This is a genomic window from Dryocola mayonis, from assembly GCF_051307045.1.
GTDB lineage: Bacteria > Pseudomonadota > Gammaproteobacteria > Enterobacterales > Enterobacteriaceae > Dryocola.
Window position 1 is genome coordinate 2323880 of the sequence record NZ_CP150452.1, and the last position, 18711, is coordinate 2342590.

Here is an 18711-nt window from a genome sequence, read left to right on the forward strand (position 1 = left end):
CTGGTCACTCTGTGATGGAGAAGCTATGAGTTCATCGTGTATAGAAGAAGTCAGCATACGAGATAATGAATGGTATCGTATCGCGAACGAAATGCTCACCCGGGCGGGGATTACTATTAACGGCCCTCACCCTTTTGATGTTCAGATTAAACATCCCGACTTTTTTAAACGCGTCCTGCAGGAAGGCTCACTGGGTTTAGGTGAGAGCTATATGGACGGCTGGTGGGATTGCGAACGTCTGGATATCTTTTTTTGCAAAGTGATTCGCGCCGGACTGGAAAAACAGCTCCCGCATCATTTAAAAGACACACTGCGTATCGCGGCCGCCCGGCTCGTTAATCTGCAAAGTAAAAAACGCGCCTGGATTGTAGGCAAAGAGCACTACGATCTGGGCAACGACCTGTTCAGCCGCATGCTTGACGAGCATATGCAGTACTCCTGCGGCTACTGGAAAGACGCCGCCACCCTCAGCGAAGCGCAGGACGCCAAGCTTAAGATGATCTGCGATAAGCTGCATATGGAGCCGGGCATGACCCTGCTCGATATCGGCTGCGGCTGGGGCGGGCTTGCGGCATACGCCGCGCGTAACTACGGCGTGACGGTGCACGGCGTCACCATTTCCGCCGAACAGCAGAAAATGGCGCAGGAGCGCTGCGCAGGGCTGGACGTCACCATTTTGCTGCAGGACTACCGCGATCTGGACATGCAGTTCGACCGCATTGTGTCGGTAGGCATGTTCGAACACGTCGGCCCGAAAAACTACGCTACCTATTTTGAAGTGGCCGACCGCAACCTGAAGCCCGACGGCATTTTCCTGCTGCACACCATCGGCTCGAATAAAACCGACAACAACGTGGACCCGTGGATAGATAAATATATCTTCCCCAACGGCTGCCTGCCCTCCATCCGCCAAATCGCCGACGCCAGCGAAAGTCATTTCGTGATGGAAGACTGGCACAATTTTGGCGCGGATTACGACAAAACGCTGATGGCCTGGCACGAGCGCTTCCTCGCCTGCTGGCCGGAAATCGCCGATAACTACTCTGAGCGTTTCAAACGCATGTTCAGCTATTATCTCAACGCCTGCGCCGGAGCGTTTCGCGCCCGCGACATTCAGCTCTGGCAGGTGGTCTTTAGCCGCGGCGTTGAAAACGGCCTGCGCGTGCCCCGCTAATACTGTCCCCCCGCAGCGTCGGGGGAACAGCTTTTCTTCCGCTGTAGCGCAAGCTGAATAAAACGTGATTTTCTTCACGTTTCAAAACGCCTTCCCGTCACGATGTTGATCTCGCTAGCAGATATCCATTTCGCCATTGGAAACCGGTTTCCATTTTGTTTCACAATCGGGCTACTTATCGGGACAATAGCAAGGATATCGCCATGAGCATGTACCAAAAGATGGTCAATGTGATTGAGCAAAAAGTGACGCCAATGGCGGGAGTGATGGGTTCGCAGCGTCACGTTATCGCCATTCGCGACGGTTTTATCGCCGCCCTGCCGTTTATGATTATCGGTTCTTTCCTGTTAGTTTTTATTTTCCCGCCTTTCTCGCCGGACAGCGGCTGGGGTTTCGCCCGCGCGTGGCTAAACTTTTCGCAGACCTACCGCGAACAGCTAATGCTGCCGTTTAACCTCAGCATGGGGGTGATGACGTTCTTTATCTCCGTCGGCATCGGCGCAAGCCTCGGCAAGCACTACAGGCTCGACCCGGTGATGACCGGCCTGCTGGCCTTTATGGCCTTCCTGCTGGTGGCCGCTCCCTATAAGGACGGGCAGATCTCTACGCAATACTTCTCCGGCCAGGGCATTTTCACCGCGCTGATTACGGCTATTTACGCCAGCGAAATGTACGCGCTGCTCAAACGCCACAATATAACCATCCGCCTGCCAAAAGAAGTGCCGACCGGCGTGGGCCCGCTCTTTTGAGATCCTGATTCCGGTGGTGGTGATTGTTTTCACGCTTCATCCGCTGAACCTGCTGATTGAGTCCGCAACCGGGATGATTCTGCCGGAGGCGATTATGCACCTGCTCGCGCCGCTGGTTTCCGCCTCCGATTCGCTGCCGGCCATACTTATCTCCGTCTTTATCTGCCAGATCCTGTGGTTCGCAGGCATTCACGGCGCGCTTATCGTCACCGGCATTATGAACCCCTTCTGGATGGCGAACCTTTCCGCCAACCAGAGCGCCCTGGCCGCAGGCGCCGCGCTGCCGCATATTTATCTGCAGGGCTTCTGGGATCATTACCTGCTGATTGGCGGCGTGGGCTCAACTCTGCCGCTGGCCTTCCTGCTGCTGCGCAGCCGGGCGGTACATTTGCGCACCATCGGCAAAATGGGCGTGGTGCCGAGCTTTTTCAACATCAACGAGCCTATTCTGTTCGGTACGCCGATCATCATGAACCCGGTGTTTTTCCTGCCCTTTACGCTGGTGCCGATGATTAACGCCACGCTGGCTTATATCGCCACCAGGCTCGGCTGGGTCGCACAGGTCGTCTCGCTGACGCCCTGGACTACGCCGGCGCCAGTAGGCGCTTCCTGGGCCGCAAACTGGGCGGTAAGTCCCGTAATCATGTGCCTGATTTGTATGGTGATGTCAGCTGTGATGTATTACCCCTTCCTGAAGGCCTACGAGCGCACCCTGCTCAAACAGGATGAAGAGCGCAGCGCGCAGGAAAACGAAAGCCCGGTGATAGTGAATTGAACATTTATTGCCTGCCTGATGGCGGGTACGTCAAACGAGGAAAAAGAATGAAATACGCATTTCCCGATAACTTCTGGTGGGGCAGCGCCAGTTCCGCGCCGCAAACCGAAGGCGAGACGCTGGCCTTCGGCAAGTCCGCCACCATCTGGGACCAGTGGTTCGCCCTGCAGCCCACGCGTTTCCACAACGGCGTCGGCCCGACGGATACCTCAACCTTTTATCAGCACTGGCAGCAGGATATCGCGCTGCTCAAGGCCCTGAACCACAATACTTTTCGCACCTCCATCTCCTGGGCGCGCTTAATTCCGCAGGGCCGTGGAGAAGTCAATCAGGAGGCGGTGAAATTCTACAGCCAGGTGTTTGACGAGCTGCATGCTCAGGGCATCACGCCGTTTATTAACCTGTTCCACTTCGATATGCCGATGGCGATGCAGGAGCTGGGCGGCTGGGAAAGCCGTGACGTTGTCACCGCTTATGCCGACTACGCCAGAACCTGCTTCGAGCTGTTCGGCGATCGCGTTGAGCACTGGTTTACCTTTAACGAGCCGGTAGTGCCGGTCGAGGGCGGCTATCTGTACGACTTCCACTATCCGAACGTGGTGGACTTTAAGCGTGCGGCAACGGTCGCTTACCACACCATGCTCGCCCACTCGCTGGCGGTGCAGGCTTATCATGAGCGTAACGACGGCGGCGAAATCGGGATTATCCTCAACCTAACGCCTTCCTACCCCCGCTCGCAAAACCCGGCGGATGTGAAAGCCGCGAATATTGCCGACCTGATGTTCAACCGCAGCTTCCTCGACCCGGCGCTGCGCGGCGAATATCCGCAGGAGCTGGTCGCGCTGCTTAAAGAGCATGGCCAGCTGCCGGCGTGCCGGCCGGAAGATAAAGCCCTGCTTGCAGCAGGCGTGGTGGATTTGCTCGGCATCAACTACTACCAGCCGCGCCGTATCAAATGCCGCGACTCGCAGGTGAACCCGGACAGCCCGTTCATGCCGGAATGGTTCTTTGAGGCCTACGAAATGCCGGGCCGCAAAATGAACCCGTACCGCGGCTGGGAAATCTACGAGCAGGGCATCTACGATATCCTGACCAACCTGCGCGAAAACTATAACAACCCGCGCTGTTATATCTCCGAGAACGGTATGGGCGTGGAAAACGAGCAGCGTTTCGATGAGAATGGGCAAATCCAGGACGATTACCGCATCGATTTTGTCAGCGACCATCTGAAATGGCTGCACAAAGGCATTAGCGAAGGCAGCAACTGCCTCGGTTATCACATGTGGACCTTTATCGATAACTGGTCCTGGTGTAACGCCTATAAAAACCGCTACGGTTTCGTGTCGCTGGATCTGGCGACGCAGAAGCGCACCATCAAGAAAAGCGGCGAATGGTTCCGCGAGACGGCGGCAAAAAACGGTTTTGACGACCGGCGGTAAGGTAATTAAGCGGGCCATTTCGGCCCGCTTCTGGCAGTGCAGGAAATCACCATGTCAAATATTAATGATGTTGCGCGTCTCGCGCAGGTCTCGAAAGCCACCGTTTCCAGGGTGCTGAGCGGCAGCCGCGGCGTCAAGGATGAAAGCCGCCTCGCCGTGCTGCGCGCCGCTGAAATCCTGAACTACAAGCCCAACGCCATCGCCCAGTCCCTGAGCAGCCAGACGACAAACTGCGTCGGGGTTATTTGCGCCACCGAGCATATTCAGCAATCCACCGGTTACCTGCAGGCGCTGGAGAAACAGCTCAGCCAGCACCGCAAACACCTGCTGCTGCGCTTCGCCAACGACGCTGAAAGCGTCGCCCACGCGGTTCAGGAACTCTCCAACGGCATGTGCGACGCGCTGGTCGTCATCGGCGCGCGTTTCCCGCTGCCGGTGCTTGCCCAAGAGGTCGTGCTGATTGACTGCCTGAATCCGGCAGGCGTTAACAGCGTCCAGTGCGACCGGATCTTCGCCGCCGAAACCGCCGTCCACTATCTGTGTTCGCAGCATCGCCGGCATATCGCGCTGGTTAACTTTCCGGGCGGCGAGGCGGCAGCCCTGACCATGGATGGCTACCGTCAGGCGCTGCACAACTACGTGGTGCCGTTCAACCGCCAGCTGGTCATTGAGAACGAGCCGTCGCTGCGCATCGCGCTGCAGAAGCTGATTAACAGCGGCGTGAAGTTTACCGCCCTGCTGGTTACCGACGACAGCCAGGCGCAGGAAGCGGTGATGATGCTCAATCAGTATCAGCTATCGGTGCCGGAAAAAGTGATGGTGTTCAGCCTCGATGGTTCGACTCGCCTGCCCGGCGTCAGTACGATCCCGGCCATTGAATATCCGCTGGAAAGCATTGCCCGCCGCGCGATGGAGCTCCTGCTGGGGGAACGCCATAGCGGCGATTTAGTGCGCGGGAGTTTGCTGATTGCCTGAATGAACGACGGGTGAGCGGCCCACCCGCCGCCGGAGGTTATTCCTTCGTCAACGCCGCGGCAAGAGTCGCTTCGCGGCTTGCCAGCACGCGTTCAACGGTATCGACGATAGCCTGGGTTTGCGGATCGATTTCAATATTGATGCGGCTGCCCAGCTTTTTACTGCCGAGGGTGGTGCGCTGCAGCGTTTCGGGAATTAAGTGCACACAAAAACGGCTCGCCGTCACTTCGCCTACCGTCAGGCTAATACCGTCAATGCCGATATAACCTTTGTGCAGGATATATTTCATCAGGCTTTTGTCGTGAATTTTAAACCAGATCTGGCGGTTATTTTCCGAGGTGAGGATCTTTGCCACTTCCGCCGTGGTCATAATATGCCCCGACATTAAATGCCCGCCGATTTCGTCGTTAAATTTCGCCGCGCGCTCCACATTTACGCTATCGCCTACGGCTAATTCCCCGAGGTTGGTGATGCGCAGCGTCTCTTTCATCAGATCGAAGCTGACGCGGTTGCCATCGATTTCCGTGACCGTCAGGCAGCAGCCGTTGTGCGCCACGGACGCGCCGGTTTCAAGGCCGGGCAGCATGGCCTCCGGCATCTCGATAACGTGGGTGCGGAAGTTAGGTTTTTCATCAATGGAGACCAGGGTCGCGGTGCCCTGCACTATACCTGTAAACATCCTAAAGCTCCTGACGATTTAATAAGTGCCACCGGCATCCCCGACGGGGCATGCCTGTATCTGTGTGCGGCACTTTAACAGTTGGAAAAAAAGCTTGCCAGTCATCATCGCGGCCCCGCTATTATTTGGCTGGCGATTTAATTAACTCTCGCTACAATAGTCTGGCTCATTCCCCTGCAATTTCTTCTTGCTGCCACAGACGGCGGCGTCTTTGTGTTTCTTATAACTAATAATAATCAGGTGTCAGTATGCAGAAGTACTTTATTGAGGCCCGCCAGTTGTTAGCTCTGGCGATACCCGTGATTCTGGCGCAGGTCGCGCAAACCGCCATGGGCTTTGTCGATACCGTCATGGCGGGCGGCTACAGCGCTACGGATATGGCCGCGGTGGCCATCGGCACCTCCATCTGGCTGCCCGCCATTCTGTTTGGCCACGGCCTGCTGCTGGCGCTGACGCCGGTGGTGGCGCAGCTTAACGGCTCCGGACGGCGCGAGCGCATCGCCCATCAGATTCGTCAGGGTTTCTGGCTGGCGGGTATGGTGTCGCTGCTGATCATGGTCGTGCTGTGGAACGCGGGCTATATCATAGGCTCCATGCACAACATCGACCCGCGGCTTGCCGAAAAGGCGGTGGGCTACCTGCACGCGCTGCTGTGGGGCGCTCCGGGCTATCTGTTCTTCCAGGTCGCGCGTAACCAGTGCGAGGGGCTGGCAAAAACCAAACCCGGCATGGTGATGGGCTTTATCGGCCTGCTGGTGAATATTCCGGTGAACTACATCTTTATCTACGGCCATTTCGGCATGCCGGAGCTGGGCGGCGTCGGCTGCGGCGTGGCGACCGCGGCGGTTTACTGGGTAATGTTCTTCAGCATGATCTCCTACGTGCGCAAGGCGCGTTCCATGCGCGATATTCGCAGCCCCGCCGGATTCGGCGCGCCGGACTGGAACGTGGTGAAGCGTCTGGTGCAGCTCGGGCTGCCCATTGCGCTGGCGCTGTTCTTTGAGGTGACGCTGTTCGCGGTCGTCGCCCTGCTCGTCTCGCCGCTGGGCATCGTTGACGTGGCCGGGCACCAGATTGCGCTTAACTTCAGCTCGCTGATGTTCGTCATTCCCCTGTCGGTGGCCGCCGCGGTCACTATCCGCGTCGGCTTCCGGCTCGGACAAGGTTCCACCCTTGACGCGCAAATCGCCGCCCGCACCGGTATCTGCGTAGGGATTTGCATGGCGACTATTACCGCGCTTTTCACCGTCACCTTCCGGGAATACATCGCCCTGCTGTATAACGATAATCCGGCGGTGGTCGCGCTGGCCGCGCACCTGATGCTGCTGGCCCGCGGTCTACCAGATTTCCGATTCGGTGCAGGTTATCGGCAGCGGCGTGCTGCGCGGCTACAAAGACACGCGCTCGATTTTCTTTATCACCTTTATCGCCTACTGGGTGCTGGGGTTACCGAGCGGTTACGTGCTGGCGCTTACGGATCTGGTGGTTGAGCGCATGGGGCCTGCGGGATTCTGGATGGGCTTTATTATCGGCCTGACCTCCGCCGCCGTTATGATGATGCTGCGCATGCGCTGGCTGCAGCGTCAGCCTTCAGCGACTATTTTGCAGCGCGCCGCACGATAAAACGCCAACGGCCGCCTTGATGGCGGCTACTTTTTCAGCGTACTGCGCAGTTGCTCAGCAATTGCGTGAAATCTTAGAGAAAATTGCGGTTTTCCCCTTGCAAGGCTTCAAGGCTGCCGCTAATATTCGTCCCCGTTGTCGCCAGACAGCTTGATGCGTTCATAGCTCAGTTGGTTAGAGCACCACCTTGACATGGTGGGGGTCGTTGGTTCGAGTCCAATTGAACGCACCATTTTAAGTTTTACCCAGTGCGTCCGTAGCTCAGTTGGTTAGAGCACCACCTTGACATGGTGGGGGTCGGTGGTTCGAGTCCACTCGGACGCACCATTTCTTATGCCGCAGACATGCATAAATGCCGGCAGTCCCTTGAAAAACGTTAAAATCCCACGCTTTATCTTTCCGTCAGGCTCCACGCTGTTTCGCTTTTATCTGTCGCCCAAACCTCCCGCCGAGAATAACTCTTCCTTTTGTCGTCACCCCTTCCGGAGACGGCTAAGCAGTTCGCATTCCCCCTGGCGCTGGGCTATACCTTAGGCATGTTCATTCTCGGGGGAAGGGTCATGACGGGCAAAAAGATTCTGATGCTGGTCGGCGATTACGCCGAAGATTACGAAACCATGGTGCCGTTTCAGGCGCTGCAGATGATTGGCCATCAGGTTGACGCGGTCTGCCCGGACAAGGCGAAGGGCGACTACATCATGACGGCGATCCATGATTTTGACGGTGCCCAGACCTACAGCGAGAAACCCGGCCACCGCTTTACGCTCAACGCCGATTTCGCCGCTGCGAAGGAGCAGGATTATGACGCCCTGTTGATTCCGGGCGGACGAGCGCCTGAATATCTGCGCTTAAATGACGAAGTGATCAAACTGGTGCAGGCGTTTGACGCCGCGCGCAAACCTATTGCCGCCGTTTGCCACGGCCCGCAGCTGCTGGCCGCCGCCGGGATATTGAAGGGGCGAACCTGCAGCGCCTACCCGGCCTGCGCGCCGGAAGTGCGGCTCGGCGGCGGGCACTATGCCGACATCGGCATCGATCAGGCGCACGTTGACGGCAATCTGGTCACCGCCCCGGCCTGGCCCGCGCATCCGCAGTGGCTGGCGAAATTTGCCGAAGTGCTGCAGCAGTAAGCTTTGCACAAGCGGCCGCCAAATCGAAAGCTTAACCTCAGCGGCGCGGTGTGTGTTTACTGACTGAACGCCGGACCCGATCCACCACGGGGCACGCAAAATTACCCCTGAGTGGATTTTCTGATCGACAGTTCAGGCATCGCCCCGCTGCTTCCTTTCACCTTATGCCCGGCCAGCGCCTCGAACAGAAGCGTGACCGCCTGACGGGCGACCTCATCCAGATGCATATTCACCGCCGTTAGCTGCGGCCGGGATTCCCGCGCCCGAATGCCGTCGTAGCGGGTAACCAGCCGCATCCTTTGCGGAATAGCGGTTCCGGTTTCATGAAAGGCGCGCACGGCTCCGCTGGCAAAGGTGTCGACTAAAACCAGCAGGCCATCAACTTCCGGCTCGTCCTGTAATAGCCTGAGTGCGGCCTGATAGCCGGCCGTTTCGCCTTCGTTTTCATCAAGATAATAAATAACCGGCGCCTGGCGCCCTTCGCACCAGCGCCGATAGGCCGCTTCCGTTTCAAGCGTGGAGGTCCGGCGGGTCGTAGCGATAAAGAGTGCGCATTTGCCGGCTCCCGCAGCCCGCAGATGCGCCAGCAGCAGCTCAGCCGTTGCCCCCGAATGCAGATCGACCCAGGGAACCGGCGTCGCCGTTCCCGGCGTGCGGCCAATGGTGACGCAGGGAATGCCCGCCAGCTCAAGCGCCTGCAGCTGCGCATCGTTTTCTGCGGGCTCAATCAAAATCGCGGCATCGAAGCTCACCGTCTCCAGCGGGCTTTCGCCCGGCGGGACAAGAATCAGCGCGTGCTGCTTTTCCAGGGCCATAATCGCCGCCGTTAGCGCCACCTCCATCATAAAGCCAAGCTTCGATGCGCCTGAGGCGATGCTCAGGGGAACGGAAGAGAGCAAGGCGATGGTATTGGTTTTTCCCGTGCGTAGCTGGCGGGCGCGAATGTTCGGCGTGTAGTTTAGCGCCTGAATGGCCTCTTCAATGCGCCGCCGCGTCCCGGGCTCAACAAAGCGGGTGTTGTGCAACGCGTTCGATACCGTGCCGGGCGATACGCCGGCGTGGCGGGCGACATCAACTAACCTGGCGCGTTTTTTATCCTGTGCTGGCATGGGCTAAGCGGTCTCCTGATCTTTCCGCTTAGGGTAGCATACTGTTCAATATATTAATTTTGTCTCTAAGGCATAACAAAATCATATTAAAAAGCGCCTGATTACAGTAGCCCTGCGTGGGTCGGACATATTACATTCGCCGCATTAAAACGTTTTAATGCGATTTTTTAATCGGGAGGCAAAAGTGTCAGACTCAACACAGAATGCTGGTTTCACCCTTGGTCGTCGTGCCAGCGGGCTGACGCTGGCGATAGCGGAAAAAAGCTTCGGCGGCTATACCCTCTTCGCACCGCAAACCGCCGCAGGCCGGGTCTATCTGGTCGACGAGCGGGGAGAAGTGGCGCATCAATGGCAGCTACCGGTCCGCGCCGGCCGGGATGCGGTTATTCTGCCCAACGGCAATCTGGGTTATAACGGCAGCCATCCTACCTCGGCGAACCTTTATCCGGCGTGGGATCTCTGGCACGGCGGAGACTTCTATGAGGTCACTCCGGATAACGAAATCGTCTGGCGCTACGAGGATATTTTCCATCACCATGATGCGCAGTGGCTCGCCAACGGCAATCTGCTGTATACCGCCGCCGCGCCCTTGCCCGCGGAGATTGCCGCACGCGTGACCGGCGGCGATCCGCGCCGGGATGCGCCGGACGGCATTATTTACAGCGATGTGGTTAAAGAGGTTAACCGCGACGGCGAGGTGGTATGGGAGTGGCGCGCCTGGGAACACCTGGCGCCGGAGGATTTTCCCGTCCATGAGATCTTCGACCGTCGCCACTGGCCAATGATTAACGGCCTGTCCGTCACGCGTGACGGTCTGGTGTTGATGAGCCTGCGCACCACCTCCGGCGTGATTGCCGTTGACAAAGAAAGCGGCAAGGTTGCCTGGCACGCGGGTCCGGACGTGGTTGCCCAGCAGCATACGCCGGTTGAGATGGAAAATGGCACGATTCTGGTGTTCGATAACGGCAACCTGCGCCCCGGGGTGACTTCGCCGCACTCAACGGTGCTGGAGTTCGATCCGCAGACTAAGGCCGTCACCTGGCAATACCGCGATATTTTCCCGCCGGCCTTTTTCTCGCCCTATATGGGCAGCGCGCAGCGCCTGGCTAACGGCAATACTTTTATCTGCGAATCGGCATTCGGCCGCCTGTTTGAAGTGACCGCGCAGGGCGAGACCGTCTGGGAATACATCATTCCTTATTTCAATGAATACACGGACCATTTAAGCAAAACCGTGATCCCCGGTAAGCATAACAGCACCTTCCGCGCGCACCGTTATCCTGCCAGCGCGGTTCCCTGGCTGAAATAATCCTTCTCCGCCAGCGCGGCTGGCGGCTACTTTCTGACGTCCCGGGAGGCGTAACATGTCGCAAGCTGGCTCCGCAGTGTCCGATAACGAAGCCTTGTCCTGGCATACCAGGCTGTTGCTGGCTGTTCAGCACGTTCTGGTCGTCGCCGCGACGCCGATCACGGCGGTATTTCTTATCGCCAGGGCCCTTCACTTTTCCGAAGCGGTCACCACTTCTGTATTAAGCGCAACTTTTCTGATGTGCGGGCTCGGGGCCATAGTGCAGAGCCTCGGCATCGGTAGTATAGGCGCGCGCCTGCCGTTTATTATGGTGCCGGGCGGCGCGCCGATTGCGATTTTCGTCGCTATCGCTTTGCAGACAGATATCCAGACGGCGGTCGGCGCGGTGATTCTAACGTCGCTGTTCTACTTTATCGCCCTGCCCGTTTTCCGCCGCTGCCTGCATCACTTTCCACCTTTTATCATCGGCATCATGCTGCTGCTGGTCTCCGTTAACCTGATTCGTCTGTATGGCGGTTTAATTACCGGCCAGCCCGGCAGCCCCCACTTCGCGCCGCCGGACAGCATTGCCCTGGCGCTGGGAACCATCCTGATAACCCTGATCTTCGCGCTTGCCTTCACCGGCATCCTGCGTCAGCTGTCGGTACTGTTCGGCCTGCTCGGAGGCACACTTCTGGCGATAGCCGCAGGCAGCGCCGATTTCAGCGCCGTCAGCCACGGCCCCTGGTTCAGCGCCCCGCAGCTGTTCCCGTTCGGCTGGCCGGTCTTTAACCTTTCGGCTTCGCTGCCGTTGCTTATCTACGCGGTTATTTCTATGGCCGAAGCGGCCGGGCAAACGATCGCCACAGCGGAGATCGTCGGCTCGACGCAGGACGTTCATAAGACGATCCCACGCACTATTCTTGGTGACGCCATCATGTCGCTGCTGGGCGGAATGTTCGGAACCTCCCTGATCATTACCTCCGGCGAGAACATCGGCGTGGTGCGCACAACCAACGTGAAGTCGCGCCACGTCACGGCAATAGCAGGCGCGCTGTTAATTCTGATCGCGCTGTTTTCGCCCCTGGTTCGCCTTGCGATCTGCCTGCCCGGCCCGGTTGTTTGCGGTACGGCGGTCATCGTCTTTAGCATAATCGGGGTTATCGGCATTGATATGATTGCCCGTGAACCCCTGCACGCGCCGGGGAAAACCTATGCCTTAGCCGCGGGGCTGGTTATGGGGATGCTGCCAATCCTCGTGCCGGGGCTGTATCAGAATTTCCCCGCGCTGGTGCAGATGATCTTTGGCAACGGGATGGCGGCAGGAACCCTGACGGCCATAATAGTGAACTCTTTATTTCTGTTCGGTGAAAAACGTATTTCCTTGCGGGAAAAGAGCTAGCGACGCTCGCTCCCCTTCACGTTGCCCTGGCGACCGAAGAAGGGGAGCAGTCAGCTTCCCTTCGCGAAACATTTCCTGCCAGCGTCATCACATCACTTTCCCACGAAAAACCCAGAAGACCCAAGTATGGTAGGCAAGCGTGAGGGGAATAATGACCGCGCTGCCGCCCAGGACCACTAACTGCGTCGTTTTTGATGCAGCGTGGGCGGCAAGGCTCGCTACGCTATTCGCCGCCAGCCCGTAACATCCCGTCGCCATTAAAAGCACTATGGCCGTCATTAACGCCAGGGTAAGCATCAGCTGTAGCAGGCCCGACCCGCGACTTAGCGCTGCCGCCATGACCGGCAGGAGCAATAAAATCGCCAGCGATAGCGCCTTGCCCGCCGGGTAAAGCCACGCCTGGCGCCAGGGAAGCGGTTCAACAAGCATGACGGCGACGCACAGCGCGCAGCACAGGAGGAAAAAATAGCCGCTAAGGCGCCGTGCCCTTTTGCCCACCTCCTCACCGATTCGCCAGCCTATCCAGCCGCAGCCGAGCAAAATATAGATCGACATTAAGCCCAGGCCGCACAGGACCGGGAAAATATCAAACCACCTCACGTCGTCGTGCAGCAGAAAATGGCTCACCAGCGTGCCGGCGCAGGCGCCCTGGCTGAACGCCGCCAGGCAGGATGCCAGCGGCAGGATAAGGTCGAGCACCAGGCGCGCGCGTTTGCTGGCGGAGCTTCGGTACTCCAGCGCCATAGCCCGCAAAATCAGGCTAAGCGCCATCAGAAAAATGGGGAGATAAAGCAGGCTTAACGCCCGGGCATAAATATCGGGAAACAGCGCCAGCGTTCCCCCGGCCAGCAGCACCAGCCAGGTTTCATTCGCATCCCAGATGGGCAGCACGGAGTGCGCCATCCGTCGCCTGGGCTCTTCTTCCTTTATCAAAAAGAAGAGCATGCCGACGCCGAGATCCGTGCCGTCAAGCATCAGGTACATCAGCAGGGAAAAGAGCATGGTCGCAGCCGATAAATTCGCTAATCCTTCCATGACGATCTTCCCCCCGGTACCGTGGAAATTTTCGTGCTTACCACCTCGCCGCTGGGCAGCGGCGCGGCGACGTAGCGCAGGAAGTGGCGCATGCCGTAGCTGAAGACGGCCGCATACACCGCCGCCACGCTGCAGCAGGAGATAATGAGCCATTTCAGCGGCAGTGCCGAAACGCCCTCGGCGGTACGTACCAGCCCCTGCACAAGCCAGGGCTGCCTCCCCATTTCGCTGACCACCCAACCGGCAAGCAGGGCGATAAAGCCGGCCGGCGTCAGGATCGTCATCGTCCAGAGTAAACGGCGGCAGGTGAAAAGCCTGCCGCGCAGATGCTGCACCACGGCGATAATTTGCGCGGCGAACATCAGCAGCCCAAGCCCGACCATCATGCGAAAAGCAAAAAAGACCGGCAGCACGGGCGGAAGCTCGGCGGCAGGAAACTCGCTCAGGCTTTTTATATGGCCGGTTAAATTGTGGCGTAAATAGAGCGAGCCGATATCGGGAATAGCCAGCTCAAAATGGTTAAGCTGCGCGCGCTGGTCGGGTATGGCGAAGATACGCAGCGGCTCTCCCTCGCCGGCGGACGGCGGACGCCAGGCCGCCTCCATTGCCGCAAGCTTTGCGGGCTGGTAGCGCAACGTATTTTCGCCATGCTGGTCACCCGTGACAAACTGTACGGGCAGCGCCACGGCGGCAAACCATATCGCACAAACCAACATGCAGCGTGCCGCGGATTCATCAGGGCGATGCAGAAGGCGCCAGGCGGCGATACCCGCAATCATCACGGCTGCCGCGATATACGAAGCCAGCACCATATGCCCAAAACGCCAGGGAAACGAAGGCGCCGAGATAAACGCCAGCCAGTCGGCGGGCATAAAAGCGCCGCTGCCATTGCGCAGATAATTCACCGGCGTTTGCATCCATGAATTTGCCGCCAGGATCCAAAAAGCGCTGACTAAAGCCCCGAACGCCACCAGGCAGGTCACGACAAAATGCACGCGCGGGCGTATTTTACCCATGCCGAAGAGCATGACCCCGGTTAGCGCCGACTCCATGAAAAAGGCCACCAGCACTTCAAAAAAGAGCAGCGGCCCGATAAAACCGCCGGTTTTTTTCGAAAACGGCGCCCAGTTAGTGCCAAACTGAAACTCCATCACCACGCCTGTTACGGCGCCCACCGCCACCGTCAGCGCAAAGATTTTTATCCAGAAGTGCAGCGCCTGCCGCGCGGCGTCCCGCCCGCCCCACAGCCAGCGCGCCTCGAACCACACCAGAAAAGGAGCCAGACCAAGCGTCAGGGCCGCAAGCGTGATGTGCATTCCCATAGTGAGCGCAAACTGCCCGCGCGAAAGGAGCAGGACCCATTCGGCATCAGTCATTACCAGTCCCCACGGCAAATAATCTTTTATTCTTCAGCATTTAATACCCGGCTATTTTGATTCCCCGCGGCGCGAAAACTGCCGGGGGATAGCACGGGTCGTTAAAGCTAAACAGCGCTGCTTTTTCCCGGTCATTTGTTATTAACAGTAGCCGAAATATGGGCTTAAGCGAGCAGAAAGAACGGGTTACGACTACCATATTAGGGTTATAAATCATCAGCGCACCGCGGGCGGCTGGCAATGCTACAAAAGTTTGATCGTTGCGAAATTGGGATCGAGGAATTTAACTAAGGGGCGCAGATGAAAAGCGACTGGTATAAAAATGCGATAATTTATCAAATTGATACGGCACTTTTTTTTGACGCAAACGGCGACGGCTGCGGCGACCTGCAGGGGGTCACTCAACGGCTCGACTATATTCGCGGCATCGGCGCCACCTCCGTCTGGCTAAGCCCCTTCTATCTCACCCCTTTTCGCGACGGCGGGTATGATGTCAGCGACCATCTGCGCGTCGATCCCCGCTTCGGCGATATCGCCGATATGGTTATGCTGGTCGAAAGGGCCGAGGAGCTTGGCCTGCACGTAATTATTGAACTGGTGCTTCAGCACACTTCAAGCGAGCATTTTTGGTTCCAGCAGGCGCGAAGCGACAAAAACTCGCCCTACCGCGACTATTATATCTGGGCCGATAAGCCGCCGAAAAAAGACGATGCGCCCATGTTTCCCGGCGTTGAAAAAAGCGTCTGGAGCTGGGACGAAGAAGCCCAGCAGTATTATCGCCACATGTTTTATCGCCACGAGCCGGATTTAAACCTCTCCTGCCCGCAGGTCGTTAAAGAGATAGAGCGAGTGATCGTTTTCTGGTTAAGAATGGGCGTTTCAGGCTTTCGCTTTGACGCGGCCTCGCATATGGTCAAGCAGGCGGGGGAAGGCAAAGAAGAGCACGGCTTTAGTTTACTGACCCACCTGAGAGATTTTATCTCCCGCCGCCGCCCTGAAACCCTGCTATTAGGCGAAGTGGACGTGGATGCCAGCCGGTACCGCCATTATTTCGGCGATAACAATCGTCTGTCGATGCTGCTCAGCTTTAACCTGAATAAAAAATTTTATGTTTCCCTCGCCCGTAAGAATGCCACCGCTTTATTGCAGGCCCATCGAAGAGCTGCCCGCCCCGCCTTTCAGAGCCTGCTTTGCTAACTGGCTGCGCAACCATGATGAACTTGACCTGGACGGCCTGTCGCAAGCGGAAAAGCGAGACGTGATGAAGAGCTTCGGCCCGGATAAAAATATGCATGTTTATCAAAGAGGGCTGCGGCGCAGGCTAGCGCCGATGCTCAAGGGCAATATAAAACGCCTGGCGATGGCCCACGCGGTTCTCTTCTCTTTACCCGGCACGCCGGTATTGCGCTATGGCGATGAAATAGGCATGGGCGACGATCTGCAGCTTGAAGAACGTAACGCCGTCAGAACGCCGATGCAGTGGTCAGACTTAGCGGGCGCGGGCTTTTCCGAGGCTGAACCAGAAAAATTTATTGCGCCGGTCATCGATACCGGGCCATACGGCTATCAAAAAGTTAACGTTAACGCCTCGCTGATAAAAGACGACTCTTTATTGCATCGCGTGAGCAAAATAGCCAGGGCGCGGCTGGGCCTGAACGCCATTGGTTCAGGCATTTATCAGGTTATTAAAACCAGCAACCCGGCAATCTTTGCCGTGAGATATGACTATGGCAATAAGGGCCTGCTGCTGTTAGCTAATTTTTGCAGCAGAAAAGTGACGGCGGACATAAACGAGGCTGATATTGCCGGGCTAACGGAGTGCCTCGCTGATAAGGAATATCAGGAGTCCGGATCCCTGACGGCACCCTTTTCTCTTACTATGAATGGCTATGGCTACCGCTGGTTTTCCATTATTAAAACCCACGGCTAAAAAAGCCCGCCGCAGGCGGCCCGATGGCAATTTATCTGCGGCTAATTTTTTTACGCCGCAGCCGGCGCTTTTTAAGGAAGAGTAAAGCGCCTAAACCCGCCGCGGCGAAAATCACTCTCACCGGCGTGGCGGCGTTCATACTGATTACGCTTTCTTTTGCTTCATGAGTGAAATTTCCCCTGCTCTGATGCTGTCCCTCTACGGAGTTAAAAAGGTTATCCGGACGGCGTGAGAGGTATTCATAGCCTTCCATTTGTCCGGACCAGGCTTTTTTAGCCAGCATCTTGTCCAGCCAGTGCGGAAAAACATAATTCCCCAGAATGGACTGCACGGTGGCTTTCCCGACCCACATTTCCCGCGGCGCGCGCGCGGCGGCGTCAAAAATGGCTTTTGCTACCGCTTCCGGCTGATAAACAGGCGCCACCGGACGCGCGGGCCGTCCCAGCTTGTTACGGGCCCAGCCAAACTGCGGGGTATTGGTGCCCGGCAGATGGACCATTGTCAGGCGTATGGCGCTGCGTTGATGAATAAGCTCGCAGCGTAAGGCGTCCGTGAAGCCGCGAATCGCCGCCTTCGCGCCGCAGTAGGCGGACTGTAGCGGAATAGAGCGGTAAGCCAGCGCGGAGCCTATCTGCACTATAGTGCCCGCACGGCGCGGCTCCATCAGGCGCAGCGCCTCTCGGGTGCCGTTTACCACGCCGAGATAGGTCACCTCCGTCACGCGTTGGTATTCGTTGGGATCGATATCCTCAAAGGGCGACATAATGGTACACATGGCCGAGTTGATCCAGATGTCGACCGGGCCGAGCTGCTGCTCTATGCTGTCCGCCGCTTGCGCCATTTGCGCAGCGTCTGCCACGTCGGCGCTGAAGGCGGCCGCACGGACGCCGGTTTCACGCAGCCCGGCCACCGTTTCCCGCAGGCCCTGCTCGCCGCGGGCAATGACCGCGACGTCATAACCTTCTTGCGCAAAACGCAGCGCGACGGCTCTGCCTATCCCCGCCGTTCCTCCTGTAATCACAACGACAGCCATATCTTTCCTCCCCTGTGCGTAGCAAGACATCCCCTGACCCGCAAAGCCGTTAGCCCGGCGGGTAACTTCATTTTTATAGCCGCGTTAAAGAAAAATGCCAGGCCGGGGCGCGTAGTACCGGTTTATAGCGGATAGCCTGAAAATATCGCTAAAAATCAAAAAGGCCGCTCAAGCGGCCTTTAAACGGTTATTTTTTATCGGGTTGTGGTTTCTTATCCCCGGATTCAGGTGCTTCCGTCGGGTCGTCTTTTTCAACAAATAACATAATCGCCTCCAGTGTGTCTTTCGTCTGAACGGCTGATAAAAATGACTACTGAGTCACTTTTCAGCCCGATGCGCGAGGCCTGCAAATCAATCACATAGTAACAAGACTTCGTTACCGGCCGGCCCGCGGCTGCTATTTTTTCTCTACGACTTTTAAATACTTATATTCAAGTTTTAGCCAGTCTCGTGGACGATAAAGCGCACCGCCGTTTTTAAGCAATAAACACAGGGTGTTTTTGAATAAAAATAACGTAAACTCACCTTTCACATTCCCTCGTGAATGTTTATACCACACCATAATTATCTCCCGACTTTTAAGGTACAGCACCAAATAAATATAATGAGCTAACGAATTAAAACAAATAAATTTACTGCTTTAAGATTATTCTTAGTGCTTGATTTTATATAGCTGCGCCCCCGTTTTTTCCTTGCAATAGATAAACCCTCTACTACAATTTTTAGTCACGCGGCAAGAGTAATGCTGCGTGAAGTATTACCCTAATCAACCAAAGTGAGGAGTAAATTATGACTCAGCATCGAGGCGGTTCAGGTAATTTTGCACAGGATCGTGAAAAAGCGTCGGAAGCAGGCCGCAAAGGTGGTCAGCACAGCGGCGGAAACTTTAAAAACGATCCACAGCGTGCCTCAGAAGCAGGTCGTAAAGGTGGCGAAAATAGCCACGGGGGCGGACGTAAATCCGGGTAGTTAACCTGAACGGACAGGACTGAAA

The 18711-nt window shown here is 57.0% G+C and carries 13 protein-coding genes, 2 tRNA genes and 3 pseudogenes; 12 read left to right on the forward strand and 6 right to left on the reverse strand.

Annotation, left to right across the window (positions count from 1 at the left end):
• Nucleotides 1–25 precede the first annotated feature (25 nt).
• From cfa to WLO32_RS11260, 4 genes and pseudogenes are all read left to right on the forward strand, one after another.
• Nucleotides 26–1174 (forward strand): cyclopropane fatty acyl phospholipid synthase, encoded by a 1149-nt coding sequence (gene cfa / locus WLO32_RS11245; RefSeq protein ID WP_435945267.1) that lies wholly within the window; start codon nt 26–28, stop codon nt 1172–1174.
• Between the two features lie 203 nt (nt 1175–1377).
• Nucleotides 1378–2698: pseudogene (locus WLO32_RS11250) on the forward strand (PTS sugar transporter subunit IIC).
• Nucleotides 2699–2745: 47 nt separating this feature from the next.
• On the forward strand, nt 2746–4137 hold the full coding sequence (locus WLO32_RS11255) for a glycoside hydrolase family 1 protein (RefSeq protein ID WP_435945268.1): 1392 nt from the start codon (nt 2746–2748) through the stop codon (nt 4135–4137).
• Nucleotides 4138–4188: 51 nt separating this feature from the next.
• Complete coding sequence (locus WLO32_RS11260) at nt 4189–5112, forward strand: LacI family DNA-binding transcriptional regulator (protein WP_435945269.1); 924 nt, start codon at nt 4189–4191, stop codon at nt 5110–5112.
• A gap of 37 nt (nt 5113–5149) precedes the next feature.
• On the opposite strand, the gene WLO32_RS11265 is transcribed toward WLO32_RS11260, so the two are convergent.
• Entirely contained in the window at nt 5150–5791 is a 642-nt protein-coding gene (locus tag WLO32_RS11265) for a riboflavin synthase subunit alpha (RefSeq protein ID WP_435945270.1), read from the reverse strand.
• 248 nt (nt 5792–6039) lie between these two features.
• Here WLO32_RS11265 and mdtK point away from each other — a divergent pair.
• From mdtK to WLO32_RS11285, 4 genes and pseudogenes are all read left to right on the forward strand, one after another.
• Nucleotides 6040–7414 (forward strand): annotated as a pseudogene (gene mdtK, locus WLO32_RS11270) (MdtK family multidrug efflux MATE transporter).
• Nucleotides 7415–7569: 155 nt separating this feature from the next.
• A tRNA-Val gene (locus WLO32_RS11275) sits at nt 7570–7646 on the forward strand.
• An 18-nt stretch (nt 7647–7664) separates the two neighbouring features.
• Nucleotides 7665–7741: transfer RNA gene (locus WLO32_RS11280), tRNA-Val, on the forward strand.
• Between the two features lie 233 nt (nt 7742–7974).
• Complete coding sequence (locus WLO32_RS11285) at nt 7975–8544, forward strand: DJ-1/PfpI family protein (protein WP_435948285.1); 570 nt, start codon at nt 7975–7977, stop codon at nt 8542–8544.
• Nucleotides 8545–8645: 101 nt separating this feature from the next.
• Here the strand turns inward: WLO32_RS11285 and WLO32_RS11290 are convergent, their stop codons facing one another.
• Nucleotides 8646–9653 carry a LacI family DNA-binding transcriptional regulator gene (locus WLO32_RS11290; RefSeq protein WP_435945271.1) on the reverse strand — a complete coding sequence of 336 codons (1008 nt, stop codon included), beginning with the start codon at nt 9651–9653 and terminating at the stop codon, nt 8646–8648.
• A gap of 184 nt (nt 9654–9837) precedes the next feature.
• Here WLO32_RS11290 and WLO32_RS11295 point away from each other — a divergent pair, with 184 nt between their 5' ends.
• Complete coding sequence (locus WLO32_RS11295) at nt 9838–10962, forward strand: aryl-sulfate sulfotransferase (protein WP_435945272.1); 1125 nt, start codon at nt 9838–9840, stop codon at nt 10960–10962.
• A gap of 55 nt (nt 10963–11017) precedes the next feature.
• On the forward strand, nt 11018–12343 hold the full coding sequence (locus tag WLO32_RS11300; RefSeq protein WP_435945273.1) for a uracil-xanthine permease family protein: 1326 nt from the start codon (nt 11018–11020) through the stop codon (nt 12341–12343).
• Between the two features lie 87 nt (nt 12344–12430).
• On the opposite strand, the gene WLO32_RS11305 is transcribed toward WLO32_RS11300, so the two are convergent.
• Both WLO32_RS11305 and WLO32_RS11310 read right to left on the reverse strand, forming a co-directional pair.
• Nucleotides 12431–13378, reverse strand: a complete 948-nt coding sequence (locus WLO32_RS11305) for a cytochrome d ubiquinol oxidase subunit II (RefSeq protein WP_435945274.1) — start codon at nt 13376–13378, stop codon at nt 12431–12433.
• On the reverse strand, nt 13366–14754 hold the full coding sequence (locus tag WLO32_RS11310; RefSeq protein WP_435945275.1) for a cytochrome ubiquinol oxidase subunit I: 1389 nt from the start codon (nt 14752–14754) through the stop codon (nt 13366–13368). The genes WLO32_RS11305 and WLO32_RS11310 overlap by 13 nt, the downstream gene beginning before the upstream one ends.
• A gap of 300 nt (nt 14755–15054) precedes the next feature.
• On the opposite strand from WLO32_RS11310, the pseudogene WLO32_RS11315 reads away from it, so the two are divergent.
• Nucleotides 15055–16684 (forward strand): annotated as a pseudogene (locus WLO32_RS11315) (alpha-amylase family protein).
• Between the two features lie 31 nt (nt 16685–16715).
• Here WLO32_RS11315 and WLO32_RS11320 read toward each other — a convergent pair.
• Together WLO32_RS11320 and WLO32_RS11325 are read right to left on the reverse strand one after the other, a co-directional pair.
• Nucleotides 16716–17717, reverse strand: a complete 1002-nt coding sequence (locus WLO32_RS11320) for an SDR family oxidoreductase (RefSeq protein WP_435945276.1) — start codon at nt 17715–17717, stop codon at nt 16716–16718.
• Between the two features lie 187 nt (nt 17718–17904).
• Nucleotides 17905–17982 carry a hypothetical protein gene (locus WLO32_RS11325; protein ID WP_259462055.1) on the reverse strand — a complete coding sequence of 26 codons (78 nt, stop codon included), beginning with the start codon at nt 17980–17982 and terminating at the stop codon, nt 17905–17907.
• Nucleotides 17983–18506: 524 nt separating this feature from the next.
• Here WLO32_RS11325 and WLO32_RS11330 point away from each other — a divergent pair.
• Nucleotides 18507–18686: a general stress protein gene (locus WLO32_RS11330; protein WP_435945277.1), complete on the forward strand. Its 180-nt coding sequence runs from the start codon at nt 18507–18509 to the stop codon at nt 18684–18686.
• Nucleotides 18687–18711: the final 25 nt, after the last annotated feature.